35 protein-coding genes are annotated in these 22,206 nt (G+C 42.3%); 1 reads left to right on the top strand and 34 read right to left on the bottom strand.

Annotated features, from left to right (window positions below; genetic code table 11):
- Positions 1 to 33 precede the first annotated feature (33 nt).
- The 32 genes from rplQ to tgt form a co-directional block, all read right to left on the bottom strand.
- Positions 34 to 420, bottom strand: coding sequence for a 50S ribosomal protein L17 (gene rplQ, locus ACWPVL_RS04875; RefSeq protein WP_005591286.1), 387 nt, complete (start codon positions 418 to 420; stop codon positions 34 to 36).
- Between the two features lie 11 nt (positions 421 to 431).
- The gene (locus ACWPVL_RS04870; RefSeq protein ID WP_005591287.1) at positions 432 to 1,370 is read right to left on the bottom strand and encodes a DNA-directed RNA polymerase subunit alpha; all 939 of its coding nucleotides are present in this window, start codon (positions 1,368 to 1,370) and stop codon (positions 432 to 434) included.
- Between the two features lie 45 nt (positions 1,371 to 1,415).
- Positions 1,416 to 1,799 carry a 30S ribosomal protein S11 gene (gene rpsK, locus ACWPVL_RS04865; protein ID WP_001118385.1) on the bottom strand — a complete coding sequence of 128 codons (384 nt, stop codon included), beginning with the start codon at positions 1,797 to 1,799 and terminating at the stop codon, positions 1,416 to 1,418.
- 17 nt (positions 1,800 to 1,816) lie between these two features.
- Entirely contained in the window at positions 1,817 to 2,182 is a 366-nt protein-coding gene (rpsM, locus tag ACWPVL_RS04860; protein ID WP_005591288.1) for a 30S ribosomal protein S13, read from the bottom strand.
- A 17-nt stretch (positions 2,183 to 2,199) separates the two neighbouring features.
- The gene (gene rpmJ, locus ACWPVL_RS04855) at positions 2,200 to 2,316 is read right to left on the bottom strand and encodes a 50S ribosomal protein L36 (RefSeq protein ID WP_001808836.1); all 117 of its coding nucleotides are present in this window, start codon (positions 2,314 to 2,316) and stop codon (positions 2,200 to 2,202) included.
- Positions 2,317 to 2,340: 24 nt separating this feature from the next.
- Positions 2,341 to 2,559 (bottom strand): translation initiation factor IF-1, encoded by a 219-nt coding sequence (gene infA / locus ACWPVL_RS04850; protein ID WP_001029883.1) that lies wholly within the window; start codon positions 2,557 to 2,559, stop codon positions 2,341 to 2,343.
- 116 nt (positions 2,560 to 2,675) lie between these two features.
- Positions 2,676 to 3,314, bottom strand: a complete 639-nt coding sequence (locus ACWPVL_RS04845; protein WP_454387264.1) for an adenylate kinase — start codon at positions 3,312 to 3,314, stop codon at positions 2,676 to 2,678.
- A gap of 95 nt (positions 3,315 to 3,409) precedes the next feature.
- A complete protein-coding gene (gene secY / locus ACWPVL_RS04840) occupies positions 3,410 to 4,720 on the bottom strand; it encodes a preprotein translocase subunit SecY (RefSeq protein ID WP_005591290.1) in 1,311 nt (436 codons plus the stop codon).
- Positions 4,721 to 4,732: 12 nt separating this feature from the next.
- Positions 4,733 to 5,173 carry a 50S ribosomal protein L15 gene (gene rplO, locus ACWPVL_RS04835; RefSeq protein ID WP_045498220.1) on the bottom strand — a complete coding sequence of 147 codons (441 nt, stop codon included), beginning with the start codon at positions 5,171 to 5,173 and terminating at the stop codon, positions 4,733 to 4,735.
- 150 nt (positions 5,174 to 5,323) lie between these two features.
- Entirely contained in the window at positions 5,324 to 5,506 is a 183-nt protein-coding gene (gene rpmD, locus ACWPVL_RS04830) for a 50S ribosomal protein L30 (protein ID WP_002894509.1), read from the bottom strand.
- 13 nt (positions 5,507 to 5,519) lie between these two features.
- The gene (gene rpsE / locus ACWPVL_RS04825) at positions 5,520 to 6,014 is read right to left on the bottom strand and encodes a 30S ribosomal protein S5 (protein ID WP_005591292.1); all 495 of its coding nucleotides are present in this window, start codon (positions 6,012 to 6,014) and stop codon (positions 5,520 to 5,522) included.
- 18 nt (positions 6,015 to 6,032) lie between these two features.
- Positions 6,033 to 6,389, bottom strand: a complete 357-nt coding sequence (rplR, locus tag ACWPVL_RS04820; protein WP_009659213.1) for a 50S ribosomal protein L18 — start codon at positions 6,387 to 6,389, stop codon at positions 6,033 to 6,035.
- Positions 6,390 to 6,474: 85 nt separating this feature from the next.
- Positions 6,475 to 7,011 (bottom strand): 50S ribosomal protein L6, encoded by a 537-nt coding sequence (gene rplF / locus ACWPVL_RS04815; protein WP_005591293.1) that lies wholly within the window; start codon positions 7,009 to 7,011, stop codon positions 6,475 to 6,477.
- Positions 7,012 to 7,074: 63 nt separating this feature from the next.
- Entirely contained in the window at positions 7,075 to 7,254 is a 180-nt protein-coding gene (locus tag ACWPVL_RS04810; RefSeq protein WP_000648250.1) for a hypothetical protein, read from the bottom strand.
- A gap of 166 nt (positions 7,255 to 7,420) precedes the next feature.
- The gene (gene rpsH, locus ACWPVL_RS04805; protein WP_002899666.1) at positions 7,421 to 7,819 is read right to left on the bottom strand and encodes a 30S ribosomal protein S8; all 399 of its coding nucleotides are present in this window, start codon (positions 7,817 to 7,819) and stop codon (positions 7,421 to 7,423) included.
- 189 nt (positions 7,820 to 8,008) lie between these two features.
- Positions 8,009 to 8,194 (bottom strand): type Z 30S ribosomal protein S14, encoded by a 186-nt coding sequence (locus ACWPVL_RS04800; protein ID WP_001085697.1) that lies wholly within the window; start codon positions 8,192 to 8,194, stop codon positions 8,009 to 8,011.
- 17 nt (positions 8,195 to 8,211) lie between these two features.
- Positions 8,212 to 8,754 (bottom strand): 50S ribosomal protein L5, encoded by a 543-nt coding sequence (gene rplE / locus ACWPVL_RS04795; protein WP_005591294.1) that lies wholly within the window; start codon positions 8,752 to 8,754, stop codon positions 8,212 to 8,214.
- A gap of 23 nt (positions 8,755 to 8,777) precedes the next feature.
- The gene (rplX, locus tag ACWPVL_RS04790) at positions 8,778 to 9,083 is read right to left on the bottom strand and encodes a 50S ribosomal protein L24 (RefSeq protein WP_005591295.1); all 306 of its coding nucleotides are present in this window, start codon (positions 9,081 to 9,083) and stop codon (positions 8,778 to 8,780) included.
- A gap of 77 nt (positions 9,084 to 9,160) precedes the next feature.
- Positions 9,161 to 9,529: a 50S ribosomal protein L14 gene (rplN, locus tag ACWPVL_RS04785; protein ID WP_002894494.1), complete on the bottom strand. Its 369-nt coding sequence runs from the start codon at positions 9,527 to 9,529 to the stop codon at positions 9,161 to 9,163.
- A gap of 25 nt (positions 9,530 to 9,554) precedes the next feature.
- Positions 9,555 to 9,815, bottom strand: coding sequence for a 30S ribosomal protein S17 (rpsQ, locus tag ACWPVL_RS04780; RefSeq protein ID WP_002885836.1), 261 nt, complete (start codon positions 9,813 to 9,815; stop codon positions 9,555 to 9,557).
- 27 nt (positions 9,816 to 9,842) lie between these two features.
- Positions 9,843 to 10,049, bottom strand: a complete 207-nt coding sequence (gene rpmC, locus ACWPVL_RS04775) for a 50S ribosomal protein L29 (protein ID WP_005591297.1) — start codon at positions 10,047 to 10,049, stop codon at positions 9,843 to 9,845.
- Between the two features lie 9 nt (positions 10,050 to 10,058).
- Entirely contained in the window at positions 10,059 to 10,472 is a 414-nt protein-coding gene (gene rplP, locus ACWPVL_RS04770) for a 50S ribosomal protein L16 (RefSeq protein ID WP_005591298.1), read from the bottom strand.
- A 3-nt stretch (positions 10,473 to 10,475) separates the two neighbouring features.
- Positions 10,476 to 11,129: a 30S ribosomal protein S3 gene (gene rpsC / locus ACWPVL_RS04765; RefSeq protein ID WP_005591299.1), complete on the bottom strand. Its 654-nt coding sequence runs from the start codon at positions 11,127 to 11,129 to the stop codon at positions 10,476 to 10,478.
- Between the two features lie 12 nt (positions 11,130 to 11,141).
- Positions 11,142 to 11,486: a 50S ribosomal protein L22 gene (gene rplV, locus ACWPVL_RS04760; protein WP_005591300.1), complete on the bottom strand. Its 345-nt coding sequence runs from the start codon at positions 11,484 to 11,486 to the stop codon at positions 11,142 to 11,144.
- An 11-nt stretch (positions 11,487 to 11,497) separates the two neighbouring features.
- Positions 11,498 to 11,779 (bottom strand): 30S ribosomal protein S19, encoded by a 282-nt coding sequence (gene rpsS, locus ACWPVL_RS04755; protein WP_000533766.1) that lies wholly within the window; start codon positions 11,777 to 11,779, stop codon positions 11,498 to 11,500.
- 86 nt (positions 11,780 to 11,865) lie between these two features.
- Positions 11,866 to 12,699 carry a 50S ribosomal protein L2 gene (gene rplB / locus ACWPVL_RS04750; RefSeq protein ID WP_002894482.1) on the bottom strand — a complete coding sequence of 278 codons (834 nt, stop codon included), beginning with the start codon at positions 12,697 to 12,699 and terminating at the stop codon, positions 11,866 to 11,868.
- Between the two features lie 17 nt (positions 12,700 to 12,716).
- Positions 12,717 to 13,016, bottom strand: a complete 300-nt coding sequence (locus ACWPVL_RS04745) for a 50S ribosomal protein L23 (RefSeq protein ID WP_005591301.1) — start codon at positions 13,014 to 13,016, stop codon at positions 12,717 to 12,719.
- Positions 13,016 to 13,639 (bottom strand): 50S ribosomal protein L4, encoded by a 624-nt coding sequence (gene rplD / locus ACWPVL_RS04740; RefSeq protein WP_005591302.1) that lies wholly within the window; start codon positions 13,637 to 13,639, stop codon positions 13,016 to 13,018. Before rplD ends, ACWPVL_RS04745 begins: the two co-directional genes overlap by 1 nt.
- A gap of 24 nt (positions 13,640 to 13,663) precedes the next feature.
- Positions 13,664 to 14,290, bottom strand: coding sequence for a 50S ribosomal protein L3 (rplC, locus tag ACWPVL_RS04735; protein WP_045498245.1), 627 nt, complete (start codon positions 14,288 to 14,290; stop codon positions 13,664 to 13,666).
- Between the two features lie 81 nt (positions 14,291 to 14,371).
- A complete protein-coding gene (rpsJ, locus tag ACWPVL_RS04730) occupies positions 14,372 to 14,680 on the bottom strand; it encodes a 30S ribosomal protein S10 (protein WP_005591304.1) in 309 nt (102 codons plus the stop codon).
- Between the two features lie 467 nt (positions 14,681 to 15,147).
- Positions 15,148 to 16,965, bottom strand: coding sequence for an acyltransferase family protein (locus ACWPVL_RS04725; protein ID WP_454387255.1), 1,818 nt, complete (start codon positions 16,963 to 16,965; stop codon positions 15,148 to 15,150).
- A gap of 331 nt (positions 16,966 to 17,296) precedes the next feature.
- Positions 17,297 to 18,439, bottom strand: coding sequence for a tRNA guanosine(34) transglycosylase Tgt (tgt, locus tag ACWPVL_RS04720; protein ID WP_454387253.1), 1,143 nt, complete (start codon positions 18,437 to 18,439; stop codon positions 17,297 to 17,299).
- 161 nt (positions 18,440 to 18,600) lie between these two features.
- Between tgt and ACWPVL_RS04715 the strand changes: the two genes are divergently transcribed.
- Positions 18,601 to 19,434, top strand: a complete 834-nt coding sequence (locus ACWPVL_RS04715; protein ID WP_454387251.1) for a DUF975 family protein — start codon at positions 18,601 to 18,603, stop codon at positions 19,432 to 19,434.
- 194 nt (positions 19,435 to 19,628) lie between these two features.
- Here ACWPVL_RS04715 and ACWPVL_RS04710 read toward each other — a convergent pair whose 3' ends face one another.
- Positions 19,629 to 21,095 (bottom strand): alpha-L-fucosidase, encoded by a 1,467-nt coding sequence (locus ACWPVL_RS04710; RefSeq protein ID WP_454387249.1) that lies wholly within the window; start codon positions 21,093 to 21,095, stop codon positions 19,629 to 19,631.
- Between the two features lie 226 nt (positions 21,096 to 21,321).
- Entirely contained in the window at positions 21,322 to 21,987 is a 666-nt protein-coding gene (locus ACWPVL_RS04705) for a DUF6287 domain-containing protein (protein WP_454387247.1), read from the bottom strand.
- Between the last annotated feature and the right edge of the window lie 219 nt (positions 21,988 to 22,206).

Below are 22,206 nucleotides of genomic sequence, written 5' to 3'. Positions count from 1 at the left end.
CATCATCATAACACTCAACAAAATTGATAAAAATTATACTAATTCAATAATTGCCATTGGCGCAGCATCCCCACGGCGTGGTTCAGTCTTAAGAATACGAGTGTATCCACCATTGCGCTCAGCATAGCGAGGTGCCAATTCAGAGAATAATTTTTGAAGAGCTGTAGTTGTAGTGTACTTGTTAGTCTCTTCATTGTAGTTTTCTGATGCAATTTCGTTTCGTACAAAAGCTGCTGCTTGACGACGAGCATGCAAGTCACCACGTTTACCAAGAGTAATCATTTTTTCAACTGTTTTACGGATTTCTTTAGCACGAGCTTCAGTTGTTACGATTGATTCATTGATAATCAAGTCAGTAGTCAAATCACGAAGCATTGCTTTACGTTGTGAGCTAGTGCGTCCTAGTTTACGGTAAGCCATGTATTCCTCCTTTATTTATCATTTCTTAACCCAAGACCAAGGTCAGCAAGTTTAACTTTAACTTCTTCAAGACTCTTGCGGCCCAAGTTACGAACTTTCATCATTTCAGGCTCAGATTTTTCTGTCAAATCAAAGACAGTATTAATTCCTGCACGTTTCAGACAGTTGTATGAACGAACTGATAGATCCAATTCTTCAATAGTACGTTCCAAAATGCGATCATCTGAAGATTTCTCTGCTTCCTTCATCACATCAGTTGAAATAGCAACTTCTGTTAAATCTGTAAAGAGGTTCAGATGCTCTGTCAGGATACGAGCCGATAGTCCCAAAGCGTCTTCGGGAATAATTGTTCCATTCGTTAAAATTTCAAGGGTAAGTTTATCAAAACCATCGTTGCTACCAACACGAGCTGGCTCAACCTGGTAATTTACTTTTGTCACAGGCGTATAGATAGAATCTACCGCAAGTGTGCCTACTGGTGCATCATCTTTTTTATTTTCGTCAGCTGGCACATATCCACGACCGCTATTCACAGCCATTTTCGCTTTAAAGCGAGCACCTTCACTGATTGTAAAGAGATAATGATCAGGGTTTACAATTTCGATATCACTGTCTGTCAAAATGTCTCCAGCAGTTACTTCTGCAGGACCTTCAACATCCAATTCAATCATCTTTTCGTCTTGGACGTAAGATTTTACAGCAATCCCCTTGATGTTCAGAATAATCTGCATAACATCTTCGCGGACCCCAGAAATCGTATCAAATTCGTGCAATACTCCTTCAATGTTGATAGAAGTCACTGCTGCACCTGGAAGTGAGGCGAGAAGTACACGACGAAGCGAATTTCCAAGTGTTGTACCGTAACCGCGTTCTAGCGGCTCAACTACAAACTTGCCATAATTTTTATTTTCATCAATTTTTGTTATATTTGGTTTTTCAAACTCAATCATTTAGTTAACTCCCTCTTAAACGAAAAGCAGTGTAATTGTTTATGATTATACACGGCGACGTTTTGGAGGACGAGCACCATTGTGTGGCACAGGAGTCACATCACGAATAGCAGTTACTTCCAGACCAGCTGCAGCAAGTGCACGAATAGCTGACTCACGACCAGAACCTGGACCTTTAACTGTAACTTCAACTGATTTAAGACCGTGTTCTTGTGCAGACTTAGCAGCTGCTTCAGATGCCATTTGGGCAGCAAATGGTGTAGATTTACGAGAACCTTTGAAACCAAGAGCTCCAGCAGATGACCAAGCAATCGCATTACCATGCACATCAGTAATCATAACAATAGTGTTATTAAATGTAGCGTGAATATGTGCAATACCAGATTCGATATTTTTCTTCACACGACGTTTACGTGTTGGTTTAGCCAAGACTTTTACCTCCTATATTATTTTTTCTTACCTGCAATCGCAACGGCTTTACCTTTACGAGTACGAGCATTGTTTTTAGTGTTTTGTCCACGGACAGGAAGTCCACGACGGTGACGGATACCACGGTATGAACCGATTTCCATCAAACGTTTGATGTTAAGGTTTACTTCACGACGAAGGTCACCTTCAACCTTGATTGCATCCACTTCGCGACGGATAGCGTCTTCTTGATCTGATGTCAAATCTTTGACACGGATATCTTCTGAGATTCCAGCTGCAGCCAAAATTTTCTTAGAAGTTGGAAGTCCGATACCATACACGTAAGTAAGTGAAACGACTACACGTTTGTCATTTGGAATGTCAACTCCAGCAATACGAGCCATGTTTTCTCCTTTCTATCTTATCCTTGACGTTGTTTGTGTTTTGGATTTGCTGGGCAAATTACCATAACACGGCCATTACGACGAATAACTTTACAGTATTCGCAAATTGGTTTGACCGATGGTCTTACTTTCATTTCTTATCCCTCCAAGTTTTTCGATTATTTAAAGCGGTAAGTGATCCGTCCACGTGTCAAATCATAAGGACTCATCTCGACAGTAACACGATCTCCCGCTAAAATACGAATATAGTTTTTACGAATTTTACCAGAAACTGTTGCTAAAATCTGATGTCCATTTTCAAGTTCAACCGTAAACATTGCGTTCGGCATCGTATCAACTACTTTGCCTTCGACTTCAATCACATCGTCTTTTGCCACGCAAAAGCACCTCCCTAAATTTCGATAGATTCCTCTGAGCACAGAGGTAACAATTATAAGTCAGACTAACTCATTGTATCACTACTTGTCAAATATTGCAAGCGGGAAAAACGCTTTTATTTTAAATTTGACAAGACTTTTTCGATATCTGAGAAGACTGCCTCAATCTCTTGATTGCCCTGAATGTCGTGAACGAGTCCTTGAGCACGGTAATGATCAATAATTGGTTGGCCTTGAGCGATATTAACATCTAGACGACGCTTTACTGTTTCAGGTTTGTCGTCTTCACGTTGATAGTAATCTTCCTCTTTGTAATCCACTGGTGGGTTGAAAACTTTGTGGAAGGTTTCCCCTGTTTCGCGGTGGATAATCCGACCACTCAAACGTTCTAACAAACTATCTGGATTTACTTCGATATTGATAACTGCGTCGAGTTGGATACCCAGATCCGCAAGGATTTGATCCAAAGCATGAGCTTGATCAATTGTCCGTGGATAACCGTCCAACAAGAAACCAGTCTCTCTAATATCATCCTGTGCCAAGCGCTCTTTCACGATTCCGTTTGTCACTTCATCTGGCACCAACTCGCCTTTAGAAATGTAGGATTTCGCTAAAATACCCATTTCTGTTTCATTGGCCATAGCAGCACGGAACATATCCCCAGTTGAAATATGTGCCACGTGGAATTGTTCCACAATTTTGGCTGCTTGTGTTCCCTTGCCTGCACCTGGCAAGCCCATAATCAAAAGATTCATGTTTTGTCTCCTTTTTTGTTTTTAAAGCAATCTATTAAAACACTTAATAAACTTTTTTAAAAACAAAATAGAAGGTTGACTAAGTCAACCTATTTCTATTCTGTTGTAGTATCCATAAATCCGACATACTTACGCTTCAGAAGGTAACCTTCCAACTGCTTCATTCCTTCAATACCTGTCGAAATGATGATAAGAAGACTAGTTCCTCCAAGAGCGACTGCATCGGTCAGACCAAAAAGATCTTTGGCTAGGATCGGAATGATTGTGATAATCCCTAGGAATAGTGAGCCAACTGTCGCCAAACGGCGAAGCAATTTAGACATATATTCTTCCGTTCCCTTACCTGGACGAACACCTGGGATGTAGGCTCCACTCTTTTGTAAATTCTCTGCTGTCTTTTCAGGATTAATTTGTACAAATGTATAAAAGAAAGTAAAGAGAATAATCAACAGAGCATAGGTAAACATACCACTGATGGTTGTAGTCGCCAGAAGCGCCTGCGCCGTCCGAACCCATGATGCGTTATAGCCCATAGCACTTACAAATTGGAAGATAGCTGCTGGAGCAGCTGTAATCGAACTTGCAAAGATAACTGGGATAACACCAGCAGGATTCACTTTTAACGGTAGGTAGGAACTTGAAGGGGCACCTTGAGCAATCTTCGTATATTGAATTGGAATTTTGTACTCAGCTTGTTGCACAAAGGTTGTGAAATAGATAATCACCAAAACTGCAACAATTAAAATCCCAACGAAAATCAAAGACGAATTGAGTCGATCGCTCGGGATATTAACAAAGTAATCTTCATAGATTCCTTTGATCATCCCAGGAATACCGGATACAATCCCTGCAAAGATAATCATGGATACACCATTACCATAACCCTTATCTGTGATTTGCTCTCCTAACCAGGTCACAATAACTGAACCTGTCGTGAGGAGGGCACCAATCAAAAGATAGGTTTGCCAATTTGGATTCGCTACTAATTTGGTTCTCGACAAAGTCGCAAACCCAGCTGTAATCCCGATGGATTGGACAAAGGCCAATACCAGAGAAATATAGCGAGTTGCCTGATTCAGCTTTCTCCGTCCGACTTCCCCTTGCTTGCCCCACTCTACAAATTTTGGAAGCAAATCCATTTGCAAGAGCTGAACCACGATCGAAGCCGTGATGTAAGGGCTAACTCCGAGAGCAAAAACAGAGAAGTTACGCATGGCATTCCCTGAAACCAAACTAAGCATGTTTAAGAAAGGTAAATCGCTTAAACTGTTCAATGCTTTCGCATTAATTCCTGGAACGGTTATAGTTGTACCAATACGGAAAACTAAGATAATGAACAGTGTGAACAAAATCTTAGACCGTACTTGTTTTATTTTAAGTGCGTCTTTTAATAGCTTGAAAAACATAGGTCACCTCTCTTAGATGACTTCGACTGAACCACCTTTAGCAGTGATAGCTTCTTCAGCTGATTTAGAGAATTTAGCTGCTTTAACAGTCAACTTCTTAGTCAATTCTCCGTTACCAAGAATCTTAACACCAGATTTTTCAGCTTTTACAATACCTGCTTCGATGAGAACAACTGGAGTTACTTCTGCACCATCTTCAAAGACATTTAATTGGTCAAGGTTAACAATCGCGTATTCTTTACGGTTTACATTCAAGAAACCACGTTTTGGTACACGACGGAACAATGGAGTTTGTCCACCTTCAAAACCAAGACGAACACCGCCACCGCTACGTGCTTTTTGACCTTTTTGACCGCGACCAGAAGTTTTACCGTTACCTGATGAAGTACCGCGACCAACACGGTTGCGAACTTTACGTGAACCTGCAGCAGGTTGTAATTCATGAAGTTTCATTATTTTTCTCCTCTTTTGTAAAATGCTAGCGCTCGTACCAGAGAAAAGGTGTCTCTGATACAAACTCGCCTATACATATATTTAGTTTTAGGGGCTGAGAAAATTCTCAAATCCCCTAATGTATCTTAATAAAAGTTTTTCAGCTAAGGCTTACTTAACTTCTTCAACAGTTACCAAGTGAGATACAGCAGTGATCATACCGCGTACCGCTGGATTGTCTTCTTTGATAACTGAGCTGTTCAATTTGCCAAGTCCAAGTGCTACAACAGTTTTACGTTGTGACGGGATGCGTCCGATTGGAGACTTAGTCAAAGTAATTTTAATTTGAGCCATGAGTTCCCCTTTCTTAAGCCAAGTCAGAAACTGAAATACCACGAAGGGCAGCAACTTCTTCAGCGCGTTTCAATTGTTTCAAGCCTTCAACAGTTGCGCGAACGATGTTGATTGGAGTGTTTGAACCAAGTGATTTAGATGTAACATCTGCCACACCTGCCAATTCGATGACGGCACGAACAGCACCACCAGCAGCAACTCCAGAACCTTCAACAGCTGGCTTAAGCAATACTTTCGCTCCACCAAATTCTGAAAGAACTTCGTGAGGAATAGTTGTACCAACCATTGGAACTTCGATCAAGTTTTTCTTCGCATCTTCAACTGCTTTACGGATAGCTTCTGGTACTTCTTGAGCTTTACCAGTACCGAAACCAACACGACCGTTGCGGTCACCAACTACTACAAGAGCTGCAAAACGAAGACGACGTCCACCTTTAACAACTTTAGTAACACGGTTGACTGCAACTAAGCGTTCTTCAAGTTCAACTGCATTGTCTTTAAATGCCATTTTCTAGTGTCCTCCCTATTAGAATTTCAATCCGTTTTCACGAGCTGCATCAGCCAAAGCTTTTACACGTCCGTGATAGAGATATCCACCGCGGTCAAACACCACTTCAGAAATACCTTTAGCAACTGCACGTTCTGCAACGAGTTTACCTACAACAACGGCTTGTTCAGTTTTAGTTCCTTTTGAAACTTCTTTGTCAAGAGTTGAAGCGCTTGCGAGCGTTACACCCGCTACGTCATCAATCACTTGAGCGTAGATGCCTGTATTAGAACGGAATACGTTCAAACGTGGGCGATCAGCAGTTCCAGAGAGTTTTCCGCGAACGCGACGGTGGCGTTTTTGGCGGATTTTATTTTTATCTGGTTTCGTAATCACAATTTTCACCTCTTATTTTTATTGACGTGCCTTAGCACAAAATCGGAAAATAAATTGGCTGGCTGAAAAGATCAGCCAATCAATATTATTTACCAGTTTTACCTTCTTTGCGGCGAACGAATTCACCAACGTAACGGATACCTTTACCTTTATATGGTTCTGGTGCACGAAGGCTACGTACATAAGCAGCTGTTTGTCCAACTGCTTCTTTTGAAATTCCGCTAACAACGATTGTTGTTGGGTTTGGAAGTTCAAAAGTAATTCCTTCTGGAGCTTCAACTTCGTCTGGGTGAGATTTACCTACAGCCAAGACAAGTTTTGAGCCTTGAAGTTGTGCACGGTAACCAACCCCACGCATTTCAAGTTCTTTCTTGAATCCTTCTGATACGCCAACAACCATGTTGTTCAAAAGGGCACGAGTAGTTCCGTGGATTGTTTTCATTTCTTTTGAATCGTTTGGACGGTGAAGAGTTACTTCAGTTCCTTCCACACGGATTTCAATATCTTTTGAGAACTCACGAGTCAGTTCTCCTTTAGGTCCTTTTACAGTTACAACGTTGTCATTGTTAGTGATTTCAACACCAGCAGGCAACACGATAACTTTATTACCAATACGTGACATGTTTATTTTCTCCTGTTAAATTGTCAGGCCGCAAGCGACCAGTTTTCACGGGGGGCATTCGGATTAGAGCAAACCTAGTTTCTTTCGAAAAGCTTTGACAAACTCCTGATATTCTGTCAATACATCAATAGCCGCAGGACTATAACCAATTTCACATAAAAGAGATACAAGGTCATCTTTTGACAATTCAGCCAAAGCGTCTTCTGCAACAATAAGTTTTTCATTCAATTCAGTAGCTTTCATCTTTTTCTCCTAAACTAATTTACTCTCTATTTAGCTGATCAGTAAATCAGCTAAATTGAACACGAGCTATGGTCTGTGTGAAAAAGACAAATCTTCCTAGAGTGTTAACACTCTTTGTCAGATTTCCTATTTTCACATTGCCCATGACGCTCTTTGTATCTTGATTTTACCAAACGTAAGCGATGACTTCTCCACCAACGTTCTTTTGGCGTGCTTCTTTATCAGTCAGCAAACCTTCAGATGTTGAAAGGATAGCAATTCCAAGTCCGTTCAAGACTTTTGGAAGGTCTTCGCGTTTCTTGTAAACACGTAGACCTGGTTTTGAGACACGTTTCAAACCAGTGATAACTTTTTCACCATTTTGTCCGTACTTAAGGAATACACGGATGATGCCTTGTTTGTCATCTTCGATGATTTCAACGTTTTTTACAAAACCTTCACGCTTCAGGATTTCAGCAATCCCTTTTTTGATGTTTGATGCAGGCACTTCAAGCACTTCGTGGTTTGCTTGGTTAGCATTACGGATACGTGTCAGAAAGTCTGCAATTGGGTCAGTCATAACCATTTTATATTTCTCCTCTTACTAGTAGTTTGCAAGCTGCACTTGCTAGTTAATGATTGAGCTAGGCTCAGAATATGTTCCTAGGTTTCAATTCCTAAGTGAGTCTAGGCATCGGCTTGTAGGCATAGTAGGCATAACTAAAGTTAGGAAAAAGCCGATAACGAAGAATCATGACGGAATTGGAAGCTGGAATTACCAAGATGCTTTGGTAACGCCTGGGATTTGTCCTTTGTATGCTAATTCACGGAAGCAAACACGGCAAAGTTTAAACTTGCGGTAAACTGAATGTGGACGGCCACATTTTTCACAACGAGTATAAGCTTGCGTAGAGAACTTCGCTGGGCGTTTGTTCTTAGCAATCATTGATTTTTTAGCCATTTGTTTTACCTCCTATATTATTTTGCAAAAGGCATTCCAAGGCCTGTAAGCAATGCACGTGACTCTTCGTCAGTGTTAGCAGTTGTTACGATAACGATATCAAGACCGCGAGTCTTATCAACGTCATCAAAGTTGATTTCTGGGAAGATCAGTTGTTCTTTCACACCAAGTGTGTAGTTTCCGCGTCCATCAAATGATTTTGTTGGAACACCATGGAAGTCACGCACACGTGGAAGTGATACAGTAACCAATTTATCCAAGAACTCATACATACGTTCGCCACGAAGGGTTACTTTAGCACCGATCGCTACACCTTCACGAAGACGGAAGCCGGCGATTGATTTTTTAGCTTTAGTGATAAGTGGTTTTTGACCTGAGATAAGAGCCAATTCTTCAGCAGCTTTTTCAAGGTTTTTAGCGTTTGATACAGCATCACCGACACCCATGTTCAAAACGATTTTATCCACTTTTGGCACAGCCATAACAGATGAGTAGTTGAACTTTTCAGTCAAAGCAGGTACTACTTCATTAAGATATTTTTCTTTTAAACGATTTGCCATTATACTTCTCCTTTCCTTCGTGATTAGTCAAGCACTTCGCCTGATTTTTTGTTGTAACGAACTTTTTTGCCGTCTACAAACTTGTAACCAACGCGTCCTGCAACACCATTCTTGTCAAGAACTTGAACGTTTGACGCATGGATTGGTGCTTCTTTTTCTACGATAGCACCTTGAGGGTTTTCGCTATTTGGTTTTTGGTGCTTCTTAACAAGGTTAACACCTTCAACAACAACTTTGTTTACTTTTGGAAGAGCTGCAACAACAAGTGCTTCAACACCCTTGTCCTTACCAGCAATTACGCGAACTTTGTCGCCTTTTTTTACAAACATTATTAGGTTTCTCCTTTAATTTCTTACGCCCATGAGGGCACCCTGGAAAACTTCCAGGGGACTTGTTTGATTTTAGATTAAAGTACTTCTGGAGCCAATGATACGATCTTCATGAAGCCGCCGTCACGCAATTCGCGAGCAACTGGGCCGAAGATACGAGTTCCGCGAGGAGTTTTGTCTTCACGGATGATGACTGCAGCGTTTTCGTCGAATTTGATGTATGAACCATCTTTACGACGAGCACCTGATTTAGTACGAACGATAACCGCTTTTACAACGTCACCTTTTTTAACCGCACCACCAGGAGTAGCTTGTTTTACAGATGCAACGATGACATCACCGATGTTGGCGAACTTACGTCCTGAACCACCAAGAACTTTGATTGTCAGGATTTCGCGAGCACCGCTGTTGTCAGCAACTTTCAAACGAGTTTCTGTTTGAATCATTTAAGTTTTCTCCTTTCTGGTTTGATTAGATGATAACCGCTTCTTCAACAACTTCTACAAGACGGAAGCGTTTTGTAGCTGAAAGCGGACGAGTTTCCATGATACGAACGATATCGCCTTCTTTGGCAACATTGTTTTCATCATGTGCTTTGTACTTCTTAGAGTAGTTAATACGCTTACCATAGACTGGGTGGTTACGTTTTGTTTCAACTACAACTGTGATTGTCTTATCCATCTTGTCAGAAACGACGCGTCCGACGAGGGTTTTACGTTGATTACGTTCCATTTTAGAATTTCTCCTTTCCCAAGTCTATTATTTAACTTCTGATTGAACAGTTTTGATACGTGCGATTTGTTTTTTCACTTCTTTCAAACGCGCTGTCTGCTCCAATTGACCAGTAGCGGCTTGGAAACGAAGGTCAAACAATTCTTTCTTCAATTCATTTTCACGCTTCGCGAGTTCTTCTTGAGAAAGACCACGAAGTTCTTTAACAAAATCTTGAATTTCTTTAAGTTTCATGCTTTCTCCTTATTCTGCTTCACGCTTTACGAATTTACATTTAACTGGCAATTTGTGGCTTGCAAGACGAAGAGCTTCACGAGCGATTTCTTCTGATACGCCAGCGATTTCAAACATCACTTTACCACGTTTAACTGGTGCTACCCAACCTTCTGGAGCCCCTTTACCAGATCCCATCCGTACACCGATTGCTTTTGCAGTGTATGATTTGTGTGGGAAGATTTTGATCCAAACTTTACCACCACGTTTCATGTAACGAGTCATAGCGATACGGGCAGCTTCGATTTGACGGTTAGTGATCCAGTGGCTAGTAGTTGCTTGAAGACCATATTCTCCAAAAGTTACTTCTTTACCACCTTTAGCTTCACCACGCATTTTTCCGCGGAATTCGCGACGGTGTTTAACACGTTTAGGTACTAACATTGGTTATTTACCTCCTTTAGTGTTTTTACGAGCTGGAAGAACTTCACCACGGTAGATCCATACTTTAACACCAAGTTTACCGTAAGTAGTATCAGCTTCTTCCCAAGCGTAATCGATATCCGCACGAAGGGTGTGAAGTGGAACAGTTCCTTCAGAGTATCCTTCGCTACGAGCGATATCTGCACCGTTCAAACGACCTGATACTTGAGTTTTGATTCCTTTAGCTCCTGCACGCATTGCACGTTGGATTGCTTGTTTTTGAGCACGACGGAAAGCAACACGTTGCTCCAATTGACGAGCAATTCCTTCACCAACAAGGTGAGCATCCAAATCTGGAGATTTGATCTCGATGATGTTGATGTGTACTTGTTTTCCAGTTAATTTGTTAAGTTTTGCACGAAGTGCATCAACATTAGCTCCACCTTTACCGATAACCATACCTGGTTTAGCAGTGTGAAGTGAAACGTTAACTTTGTTTACTGCGCGTTCGATTTCAATAGTTGAAACAGCTGCGTCAGCCAATTCTTTTTGAACGAATTTACGGATTGCAAGATCTTCATGAAGGTAATCCGCGTATTCTTTTTCAGCATACCATTTGGCATCCCAATCACGGATGATGCCGACACGCATACCAATTGGATGTACTTTTTGACCCACGATGTTACCTCCTTATTTTTCTGCAACAACCACAGTGATGTGGCTTGTGCGTTTGTTGATTGGTGAAGCTGAACCTTTAGCGCGTGGACGGAAACGTTTCATAGTTGGTCCTTCGTTTGCGAAAGCTTCAGATACTACCAAGTTAGCTTTTTCCAAACCAAAGTTGTTTTCAGCATTAGCGATTGCAGAGATCAATACTTTTTCGATAATGCCAGCAGCTTTGTTTGGAGTGAATTTCAAGATTGCGATTGCGTCAGCGACGTTTTTACCACGGATATTGTCAAGAACTAGACGAGTTTTACGAGGTGAAACACGCACTGTACGAGCCATTGCTTTAGCTGAAGTAATTTCTGCCATTTATGTTCTCCTTATTTTCTACGTGTTTTCTTGTCGTCTGCAGCGTGACCTTTGTAAGTACGAGTTGGTGCAAATTCACCAAGTTTGTGACCTACCATGTCTTCTTGGATGTAAACAGGCACGTGTTTACGTCCGTCATAGACTGCGATTGTGTAACCGATGAAACTTGGGAAAATCGTTGAACGACGTGACCAAGTTTTGATAACTTTTTTCTTTTCGTCGTTAGCTTGAGCTTCAACTTTTTTCATCAAATGCTCATCGACGAAAGGTCCTTTTTTAAGACTGCGTCCCATTTTTATGTTTTCTCCTTTAAAATAAGTACCACAGCGGCCTGCGCTGCTAGGCAGCGCTACCGAGCTGGCGGATAGATTGTTTTAGATTATTTCTCGTTGCGACGACGAACGATAAGTTTGTCAGATTTCGCTTTCTTGTTACGAGTTTTAAGACCAAGAGCAGGTTTGCCCCATGGAGTAGATGGCGCTTTACGACCAACTGGTGCTTTACCTTCACCACCACCGTGTGGGTGATCGTTAGGGTTCATTACAGAACCGCGAACTGTTGGACGGATACCTTTCCAACGGCTACGACCTGCTTTACCAAGGTTAACCAAGCCATGTTGTTCATTTCCGACAACACCAACTGTAGCACGGCAAGTGCCAAGGATCATACGAACTTCGCCTGATTGAAGGCGAACAAGAGTGTATTTACCTTCTTGACCCAATACTTGAGCAGAAGCTCCAGCGGCACGAACCAATTCACCACCACGACCTGGTTTCAACTCAATGTTGTGAACCAAAGTACCAACTGGGATGTTAGCAAGTGGAAGTGCGTTACCGACTTTGATATCTGCTTCAGGACCTGAAACAATACGTTGACCTACTTCAAGACCTTTAGGAGCGATGATGTATGCCTTCACACCGTCAGTATAGTGAACCAAAGCGATGTTTGCTGAACGGTTTGGATCGTACTCGATAGTTTTAACTACTGCTTCAACAGCATCTTTGTTACGTTTGAAGTCAATCAAACGGTAGTGACGTTTGTGACCGCCACCTTGGTGACGAACAGTGATGCGTCCGTTGTTGTTACGACCAGCTTTGCTCTTAAGAGAAACGAGCAAAGATTTTTCTGGAGTGCTAGTAGTGATTTCAGCGAAATCCAAAGAAGTCATATTACGGCGACCGTTTGTTGTTGGTTTATAAACACGAATTCCCACGATATTTCCTCCTTAGATTATTCTGCTTCAGCAGCTCCGAACAACTCGATTGCTTTTGAATCTGCTGTCAGAGTGATGATAGCTTTTTTAGTTTTGTTAGTAAAACCAGTGTAACGTCCAACGCGTTTTGCTTTAGGTTTTACGTTGATAGTGTTGACATTAGCAACTTTAACTCCTTCAAAAGCAGCTTCAACAGCTTGCTTGATCAAAAGTTTGTGAGCGCGAGTGTCTACTTCAAATACGTATTTGCCTGCTTCAAGCTGAGCCATTGAGCTTTCAGTGATGACAGGCTTTTTGATAACGTCATACAAATTCATTATGCAAGAACCTCCTCAATTTTAGAGATAGCTGCTTGAGTAACAAGAAGTTTGTCGCTGTTTGCGATGTCAAGAACACTTGCTGTTGTTGCTGTTGCAACTTTAACATTTGGAAGGTTACGTGCTGAAAGTGCAGCAAATTCATTTCCTTCTTCAAGAATAACAAGTACTTTTGTGTCAATGCTTAATGCTGCAAGCACTTTTGCAAACTCAGCAGTTTTTGGAGCTGTAAATGAAAGGCTGTCTACAGCTACGAATTTGTTTTCAGCAACTTTTTCAGAGTAAACTGATTTCAATGCTAATCTGCGAACTTTTTGTGGAAGTTTGTAGGCATATGAACGAGGAGTTGGACCGAAGACGATACCACCACCACGCCATTGTGGAGAGCGGATAGAACCTTGACGAGCACGTCCAGTTCCTTTTTGACGCCATGGTTTGCGTCCGCCGCCTGATACTGCAGAACGGTTTTTAACAGCGTGAGTTCCTTGACGGAGGCTAGCGCGTTGGCTGATGATCACGTCGAAGACAACTGATTCGTTTGGTTCAATACCAAAGATTGCGTCGTTAAGAACTACTTCACCAGCTTCTTTACCAGTTTGGTCAAATAATTTTACGTTTGCCATTGTGACTGATTTCCCCTTTCTTTATTATTTACCAGCTTTAACTGCTGATTTGATAGTGATAAGAGATTTCTTAGCACCAGGTACGTTTCCTTTGATCAAGATAACGTTTTTCTCTGGAACAACTTGTACGATTTCAAGGTTTTGAATCGTTACACGGTTGCCACCCATACGTCCAGCCAAGTGTTTGTTTTTGAAAACACGGTTTGGCGCAACTGGTCCCATTGAACCAGGACGACGGTGGTAACGTGAACCGTGAGCCATTGGACCACGAGATTGGCCGTGGCGTTTGATTACACCTTGGAAACCTTTACCTTTTGAAGTTCCTGTTACATCAACAACATCACCAGCTTCGAATGTATCAACTGTGATTTCCGCACCAACTTCCAAGCCTTCAATGTTTTTGAATTCACGAATGAAGCGCTTAGGAGCCGTGTTAGCTTTCGCTACATGTCCTTTAGCAGGTTTGTTGCTCAATACATCACGAAGGTCATCAAAACCAACTTGAACTGCGTTGTAACCGTCTGTTTCAACTGTTTTCACTTGAAGAACAACGTTTGGAGTTGCTTCAACAACAGTTACAGGGATTAATTCGCCAGCTTCAGTGAAGATTTGAGTCATTCCCACTTTTTTCCCTAAGATTCCTTTTGTCATGAGAAAATGTTTCCTTTTCTATAATTTTTTTCAAAAAGTTTTTAACGAGCGTTTTTCATGCTCAAGATACCAAGCTTTAGATTAAAGTTTGATTTCTACGTTCACACCACTTGGAAGGTCCAACTTCATCAAAGCGTCAACTGTTTTTTGAGTTGGGTTGATGATGTCGATCAAGCGTTTGTGAGTACGCATTTCAAATTGTTCGCGAGAATCTTTGTATTTGTGAGTCGCACGAATGATTGTGTAGAGGCTACGTTCAGTTGGAAGTGGGATTGGTCCCGCAACTTCAGCACCTGTACGTGCAGCAGTTTCTACGATTTTTGCAGCCGCTGTGTCAAGTGTACGATGTTCGTAAGCTTTCAAACGGATGCGGATTTTTTTGTTTGCCATCTTTTTCTCCTTTTTTCGTCTATTTAAGATAATAGGCTAGCTCCACAAGAAAACCGACAGGCGATTGCGTGGCAATGCAACCGAGCGTGTCGCAACCTCTTGCATCAAAGCTACACGCTGTTTTTCACAGCACCATAGTATCTTAACACAAAGAACCAAGCATTGCAAGGGATTTGAGTAAGTTTTTTTATTTTTTTACTTGAAAGCGCTCCTTTTTCTTATTGATTTTTATCATCTTGTAAAAAAGCAATAGATTAAAAACAGCAATCCTAATTGGTCGTAGGTATCAACACAAAAAAACTAAGCCTCATTTCAAATGAGGCTTGACATTTACAAATCATTTTTTCTTGATATATATATAGATAGAATCGCTTAATAAAAAGACGAACTAACCCTTCCATGCTTAACCAAAGAAGTTTTGCGCAGTTGTTTTAACGAAAAAGATAACGTCCCCATGCATCAAGGATTTACTTGTGCTTTACAGGACCATCTGCTACTTTTGCAACAGCCTCTTTAATTTCCTGCGCATAGAGTCGACCACCTGCAGCAATCGTGTCTGCATCTTCTCCAAAATGGATATTATCACTACCCACCCAGATTTCTGGGTGTTGCTTGGCAGTGGCATTCCAGTCGGCAATAGTAACGTAAGCATATTTCTTGGCTAACTCTCTAGCATACTGCGCATGTTTCTCGGCGACAGGATTATCATATTTGTCTGAATTACCATCATAAGGAGTTACCAGAATAAGCCGGTGTCCCTTTGGTAAGGCCTCAACCAACTCATTCAGTTCTTCTTCGTAGTTAAAGACAATATTAACACCAGTTGCTATCACGACTGTCTTGAGCAATCCACCAGCTGCTGCATTATTGCTCATAATTTCGCGTGCCTGAGCTGTGTTACGACTACCTTGAGCATCAACTTGTGCATCTGGCAGGACTTCCTTTAGCGGGGTACTAGCCCTTAATGTGACAGAATCACCAATAATCGTCACACCGTCTGCAATATTATACTTACTCGCTTCTCCTTTTTCTGCAAGACTTTTAGTCTGATTTAGCTTGGTGTCTACCTGATAAAGCCCATTAACTAACATATCTGTCTCAAATGCTCCAATCTTTGGGGCGAGTCCAATAGATAGCAGGCTGATAAGAAGCAAAACTACAGAACTCATTGTCAAGGCCTTTTTCAATTTCGGAAAATTCAAGTCCCAGCTGAGAAAAACAGGAGATTTCCCAGCAATAATTGGCTCAATAACATAAAAGGATAGACCAGCAAAAGTAATAGAAAGGAGGCTTGTTAACATTACCGCAGGCAAATTGCCCATCAGCTGTGAAAAAATTGTGTAGAAAGGCCAGTGGAAAAGATAGAGCCCATAACTGGTATCAGCAATCACTGTTAAAATTAGCGGTTCTTTGAGGTCTGGGGTTTTCTCATGCAAGACCCGCGTAGCTAATATCATGACCGCTGCTGACAAACTAGCCAAAAGAAAACCAAACAAATAAGTAAAAAGCGAATCAAACTTGACCCAAAGCATCATCATGACTAAGAGACCCGCTCCCGCCGCAAAAACTAGACAAGCTTCTCGCAAAGACCAGGAGCGAATCACTTTCTTTAGCAGGCCTATCGGCTGCTTGATACCGGTCAGGGTCGCTAGAATACTACCGATAAAGAAGGGATAAATGTGAGTCCAGGTCAAGAAATAAAGTCCCGAAAAACCGAGTCCTAAAAAGGCACCAATAAACATACTGAGAAAGCTGATCAGCAAGCCCAAGGAAGATAGCAAAAAGATACTGCCCCTCAGCTGACCAGCTGTTTTACAATATTTAGCCAAATACCAGACAGCCAGCCCCCAAAGTAGATAATAATGAACCTCTACAGCCAGACTCCAGTTATGAACAAATAAATGTGGAATAAACTGAGCCTCGTAGCTTCCACCCGTCATCATTTCATAAAAATTGGTCACAAAGCCCATGACAGCCGCAATCTGCGTCCCGATACCAGCTACAAAATCCCGTCGAATCAAAAAGGTAAAGGGCATAACCACCAATACCATGACGATAACAGGCGGTACAATCCGATAAAAACGTCGTCGAAAGAAGTCTAGGAGCTCTATTTTTTTACTCTGAGAAAACTCATCAATCAAGAGCGCTGTAATCAGAAAACCTGAAAAAGTAAAAAAGACATCAACTCCGAGAAAGCCCCCGGGAAATAATTTTTGAAAAAAGTGATACAAGAGAACCAGCAATAAGCCTGTCACTCGAACCATTGAAAACCATTTGATACGCATATTTCTCCAAAATCCTTTTCACTATTGCCACAGACCGGCTAACTCTCGCAAGCCTGGAACACTGCTGAGGCAAGTAAGGCAAATCTTCTGTGAATTGCTACATTTAGCCACATTGCTATAAAATCTATTTTACCAAAAAATAAGCCAAAAACAAAAGACCTGGAATTTTATTTTCCAAGTCCATCGCTCATTTTATCTATCCTAAAGCCCCTTCCAGTTTAGCTAACGAGAAAATCCGCAAAACATACTTTTGACCATCCGACAGGTAGTCTACCAAGCTTTCCAACAATTTTCCTTCATCAGACATGGACTCTCCTTTCAAATGGAGCTTTTAGAAATTTCGATTGGATCGATTATAGCCGTAGCGTTCCATAAAATCTTCACGGAATTCTAACAAGTTATCATCCATAATAGCTTGGCGAACTTTCTTCATAAGGTTTACCAAGAAGTAAAGATTGTGGTAACTGGTCAAGCGGAGGCCAAAGGTTTCATCAGCCTTGAGCAGGTGGCGGATATAGGCCCGCGTGTAGTTTGTACAAGTGTAGCAATCACAGTCGTGATCCAGTGGCGTGAAATCTTCCTCAAACTGGGCATTTTTGACAACCAGACGTCCCTCGCTGGTCATGCAGGTGCCGTTTCGGGCAATCCGAGTCGGCAGGACGCAGTCAAACATATCAACGCCACGGATAACACCGTCAATCAAGCTATCTGGCGCCCCAACTCCCATGAGATAGCGAGGCTTGTTTTCAGGCAGCAAAGGCGTTGTGAAGTCCAGTACCGCATTCATTTCCTCATGAGACTCACCAACAGCCAGTCCTCCGATAGAGTAGCCTGGGAAATCCATGCTGACCAAATCTTGAGCAGACTGGCGGCGCAAATCTTCAAAGCCAGCTCCCTGAACAATCCCAAAGAGACCTTGATCGTGTGGACGAGTGTGGGCCTTGAGTCCGCGCTCTGCCCAACGGCTAGTCCGCTCAATGGACTTCTTGACATAGTTATAAGGCTGGTAGAACTGCGGGCACTCATCAAAGGACATCATGATGTCGCTACCTAAGTTGTTCTGGATGGAGATAGCCTTTTCTGGCGACAGGAACATCTTGGAACCATTAAGGTGGTTCTTAAAAGTCACTCCTTCTTCTGTGATGTTGCGGCTATCCGCTAGAGAATAAACCTGAAAGCCACCACTATCGGTCAGAATAGGTTGGTCCCAGTTCATGAACTTGTGCAGGCCACCTGCACGGGCAATCAGTTCATCGCCCGGCCGCAACCAGAGGTGGTAGGTATTGGCCAAGATGATACCCGAACCCATTTGCTTGAGCTCTTCTGGTGACTGGGTCTTGACCGTAGCCTGAGTGCCGACCGGCATAAACATAGGCGTTGGGAAGGTTCCGTGGGGCGTGATAATCTCCCCCAAACGAGCACCTGTGTGCTTTTCTTTTTTGATCAAACGATACTGAATCGGTGAATCTGACATGTTTCCTCCTGCTGGGAAAGACAGTCCCAGCTATTTTCTTCTATAAAATAAGCGACAGAAAATAAGCGACAGGCGCTCATAAGATACCGTATGATTTTACCAAAAAAAGTCTTGTCTGTCACGATATGTGGTATAATAAAAATCATGAAATGGAGGTCTGTATGAATTTAAGCGAAATCCGTGCCCAGGCACGCACTATCCGAAATCAAACCAACGGCATTTACTCGCTCTTTGCCATTCCAACTCTGGTAACCATTTTATCTACCTATCTGTCTCCCAACCGCCATCTGGAGGAGATTATTCCCCAGTTGGAGATCAATCAGGCCTTTGTTGTAATTTTTGGTCGCCAAATTTTCCCACAAATCGTAGAATTTATGATCGCCCTGCTCTTTTTATCGGCTAGCTTCAGCATGATGGAAGTCGTCCGGAAAAAACGCGATACAGTTGGCTTTGCAGATATTGGCCGAATCTTTTCTGCCGAGCTTTTCTCACCGATTTTTATCACACAGTTGACTAAGAGTATTCTTCTCTTATTGTGGAATTCTATCAGCCTTGTCGGTTCATTTTTCCTTATTTTTAGCAGTTACAAGGTGCTAGCTATTTATGGAAAGATATCCGATTGGTCCCAATTGACAGCTACTAGTCCTGAGGCGGAGCAAATCGTCAGCTATGCTCCCATGATGTTTCTCGGCACTCTCATTGTCTTAGCTGGTACGGCAGTCTTCCTTATGGCCAACTACGCCTACTCTCAGACCGACTTCATCCTTTATGATCAGCTAACTACAGGCACCTACCAAGGGCCCTGGCAAGTTCTTGTGCAAAGCAGACGCATGATGAAAGGCTATAAGTGGAAACGTTTCTTGCTGGATCTGAGCTTTATCGGCTGGTATATCTTGATTGGTATTACTCTGGGAATCGCTGGGGTCGTGGCCTATCCTTACATCACAACAGCTCGAGCACTCTTTTATGAAAATTTAAAATCACTAAGTAAGTAAAATGAGAGTGGGACAGAAATCGGTCATTCGTTAGAATTCGATTTCGTCGTCCCACCTCCGCACAGTTGAGTAGGGCTGTAAAAGCTGATGAAATCAGCTTAGTAGAGCCCACTCAACCACTGCGTCTTGCTCGATAATCCAAAGACAATTGAGAGGCTAGGACTTTTGTCCCAGCCTCATTTTTTCGTCTAGATTTAACGCAGTTGGACTTTCACTACCAAGGGTAAGTCGGCTGCCACACTCGGCATGAAGAGACGCAAACCTTGAGGTGTTTGCTCCCATTCAAGCGGTTCCTCATAGCCTAGTAAGGATACCTCTTCTATGATACCATGAAAGCGAGAAGCGGGATTTTCTCTTTCGTCAGCCAAGGCCTGAATCGTCAGCCACTGATTTGCTGCAGGCTCCATCAGAAAGGCATACACTGCTCCGCCCTTGGCCGTGAAACGGAAATCCTGGTTTGTATACGGGATGTTTTTTCCATCCGAAAATGGCCCACTATCTACTTGTGTCGGACCTTCTCCAAATTGCCTCCACGCGCGTGAATCATAGATCGCTTGACCGTTCACTTGGAGCCAAGCCCCGATTTCTCTCAAGATTTCTTGATCTTTTTCTGGAATCGTCCCGTCTCCTTTTGGCCCGATATTCAGCAACAAATTCCCATTTTTGGACACAACATCAATCAAGGTCTGGATGATTTCTTTAGCTGACTTATAGTCAAGGTTCTCTGTGTAGCCCCAAGAATTTCGCGCGATAGCCGTATCCGTCTGCCAAGTGAAAGGCTGGATCTCTGCAAAACCGCCGCGTTCCACTTCCACAATCCCCGCACCAAAAGCCAGCGCATCATGCTTGTAGCAGATGCTAGTCGGCTTCCCAGAAGCTGCTCCTAAATTATAATAATAGGCCGCAAAAAGCTTTATATACTCTTTAAAAGCTGCATGCTGAATCCACCAGTCAAAATACAAAATCTCAGGCTGGTAATCTCGAACCAGCTCACAGGTGCGCAGGAGCCAATCATCTAGAAATTCCTGACTTGGATAAGGCTGACCAAACAAATCATGGTGGTCTGGCTCTGGCATAGCCGGCCAATAGAGTTCCTCGCGACCGACTTCGCTAGCAATGTCACTAGCAAACTCCTTTCCATGTGAAAAGAAAAAGTGATGCTCCGCCCGATGGGAAGAGGTACAAAAATGTACTTGCTCCCTTTGAGCTGCCTGACTCAATTCCCCCAAGATATCACGCTTTGGACCCATTTCTACACTATTAAAAGGAGATAGCTGACTGGCATAAAGCTGGAAGCCGTCGTGATGCTCCGCCACTGGAAACATATATTGGGCTCCCGCTTCTTTAAAGAGGCGCAGCCATTCGTCTGCACGAAAATTTTCGGCAGTAAAGAGTGGGATAAAATCCTTGTAACCGAAATCTTTGTGAGGTCCGTAAGTTTTGATATGGTGGTCAAATTCTGCCGTACCCTGGATGTACATATTTCGAGAGTACCACTCGCTCCCAAAGGCAGGAAGGCTGTAAAGTCCCCAGTGGATAAAAATCCCAAACTTAGCCCTTTTGAACCAGTGGGGAACGTGATAGGTCGCAAGAGAGTCCCAGTCTGGATAGAAAGGACCTTGGTTGGCAACTCTTTGAATTTCTTCTAAAGATATTTTCATCGTTACTACCTCATCATTCGATTAAAACGCTTTCTTTTATTGTACCAATTTTTGGAGAAGAAAGAGCCATTTTACAAAAAAATAATCCAAAACAGCCCTACGAGCAAACTTTCCCAATAAAGCAAAGAAAAAGAACAGCAATCAACTCTGTTCCTTGTTTTTATATTGTCAGCATGGCGAGCACCTCGGAAAGCCACTCGCACCACGATTCTCATCATTCAACACATCAATTCGCTACGCGATAGTAGGGATGTTGAGATGCGTAAGTAAAATCTTGCCCCACTAAAATACGTTCTTTCGGATTTTCACTTCCAGTATCATAAAGACGAGCTCCTTTAGGAATGGCTGTGAAGGAGGCCACTTCATTCCCTGATTTATGAGTTAAAAACGCTCCGAACTTATCTTCATATACTTGACTATTTGTCAAAATGTAGTCGCTTGATTCATTTCCTCTGTAAGTATGAGACACCAAGCCATTTGCATCAAATACTAATTGGTTGCCCAAATCGTCTTGCCAAGTACCTGCAATGCTAGAGAAATCACCATTTGCTAGAGCATTGACATCCATACCAGAAGTTGTTGGAGTCACTGGGGTAGCTGGAGTTGGTGACGTGTTCGAATCTGCTGAAGTCTTGTTTTCCACGGACTTCTCAGCTTGACTGGAAATGCTCGGGTCGCTAGAAGTCTGAGGAGTTGAAGAGGATGTCACGGAGTTAGAAGCAGAACTTTGCTTAGCTGATGGTTTGGTAGAAGACTTGCTAGAACTGCTGATCTTAGAGCTCTGAGAGGTAAAACTGCTAGCCTCCGTGGAAGGCTTAGAGCTACAGGCTGCAAGCAGGAAAGCAGAGCACAAGGCAGTGGCTGTCAATAGAATAAGTTTGCTACGTTTCATAATGGAATCTCCTTGTCAGTTTATCATTAATTTGCTACTCGATAGTAGGGATGTTGGCTTGCATAGGGGACATCTTACCCCACTAAAATATATTCTTTAAAACTTTTTGTAACAAAAGAAATATTTTGTAATCTAATTGTAATCCTGTGAAATAATTTTGTCAACATTTTGTGTGATATTTTTCTCAAAATTTATTTAAAATTTCTGAAAATGCCTTTT

This window comes from Streptococcus sp. Marseille-Q8145 (genome assembly GCF_965112035.1).
Note: the sequence above shows the minus strand (reverse complement) of the source record. Positions and strands in the feature narration are given on the sequence as shown.